Origin of the sequence: Schnuerera sp. (genome assembly GCF_035459645.1) — a bacterium.
Taxonomy (GTDB): domain Bacteria; phylum Bacillota; class Clostridia; order Tissierellales; family Tepidimicrobiaceae; genus Schnuerera.
Genome location: NZ_DATHXO010000061.1, coordinates 1 through 1,834 on the forward strand (window position 1 = coordinate 1; position 1,834 = coordinate 1,834).

Genomic DNA, 1,834 nt, shown 5'->3' on the forward strand with positions numbered 1-1,834 from the left:
ATATAAAAAATTATATAGTTAGACCTATTAAAAACTTCTTTACAGGGGCTAAAAACTTTATTATAGGTGACGAGGATTTATCGTTAGAGGAAGATAAAAATGAGTAATATTAAAAATTACCAAGGAGATTTTTACAGAAGAGCAAGGTCAAAAAATTCATCTATACAGCCTAAACAAATGGTGAAAAAAAACACAAGTGAAGAATGGGAAGACAATTTAATTGATTGGATAACGTTTTATAGAAGAAATATTCATAGATTTATTGAACATTATTTTCAAATAAAGCTGCATTTATATCAAGTAATTTGGATATATTTTATGTCAACTTGTGACACTTTTGTAGCTATTGCTTCAAGGGCAACAGCCAAATCATGGTTAATTGCAGTATTGGCATTAGCACGAGCTGTGCTTTATCCGAACAGTGAAATAGTGGTAGTCGCAAAAACAAAAAAACAAGCAGGTATAATATTTGGTAAAATAGAAGGTCTTATGAAAGATCATCCTAATGTAGCAAGGGAAATTAGTGATTTTAAGAACTCTCAAAATGATAGATATTGTAAATTATATAACTCCTCTAAAATTGTTGCCGTAATATGTGATGATGGGGGAAGAGGGGAAAGGTCAAACTTCACAATCGGTGAAGAATTTAGAATTATGGAGAAAGAAAAATATGACTCTATCGTTAGACCTTTTGCAATTGCAAGACAAGCACCTTATTTAAAAAATTCTAAATATGCACATTTAATTGAAGAACCAAAAGAAATATTAATAACCTCAGCATATTACAAAAATCTTTGGTGGTATGATGAGATGGAAGAAAATATAAAACTAATGTTAAAAGGCGAAAAGGCTGGAGTTATATATTTTGACTATCCTGTATCGTTAAAACATGGTATAAAAACCAAGAAAGTCATAATGAAAGATAAACAAAAAATGGATATGGTTTCCTTCCAACAAGAATATGAAAATATTCCATTTGGTGAAAATAGTGATGCGTTTTTCAAACTAGAAATGTTTGCGAATAATAGAGATATAAAAAATGTTTTTTATCCATTAAGGAAAGATATTATTAATAAAAATAAAAACCCTTTTGCAATTAAGAGAAAAGAAGGGGAAATTAGAGTTGTATCTGTAGATATAGCTACTAGAAAAGGAAAGGCAAACGACAATACTATTATTACTTGTATTAGAGGATTACCAACTAAAAAAGGCTATATTAGAGAATATGTTTATATGGAAAGTCATCAAGGTGAACATACAGGCAAACAATCTCTTAGAATAAAGCAAATATATAAAGATTTCGAAGCTGATTATATAGTTCTTGACTTACAACAAGCTGGTATAACAGTTTTCGAAAGATTAGCAACCATAACAAAAGATGAGGAAAGAGGAGTAGAATACGAGGCGTTCACTACAATAGAACATAAATCATTAGATAAGGCATTAATTAGTGAATTAAAAGAAAAAACATTAGCACAAAATGCTAAACCAATTATATATCCCGTTAGAGCTAATGCAAAACTAAATAGTGATATAGCTATTGATTTTAGGGATAATTTAATGAGAAATATGGCGTCTTTCCCTATAGATAGTGCGGTTGCTGAAGATTATTTAAATGAAAATAATAACGATTTTAAAAAAACTGATGATACGAATTTAAAAATTTGGTTTTTACATCCATATATGCAATTTTCATATGCAATAAACGAAACTATTAATTTGAGCTATTCTGTTGTGAGTGGAAATATAAAATTAGAAGAACCCAATGGGGCTAGGAAGCCGCCGAGCGGCTGCGCAAGCATCATCCACCGCAGACCGGGATCCTGCCGTTGTA

1 protein-coding gene is annotated in these 1,834 nt (G+C 30.4%); it reads left to right on the forward strand.

Features of this window, described 5'->3' with window-relative positions; genetic code table 11:
* Nucleotides 1-99 precede the first annotated feature (99 nt).
* Nucleotides 100-1,834, forward strand: a 1,735-nt coding sequence (locus VK998_RS01535) for a terminase large subunit domain-containing protein (protein ID WP_325224705.1), incomplete at its 3' end; no start/stop codon positions are given.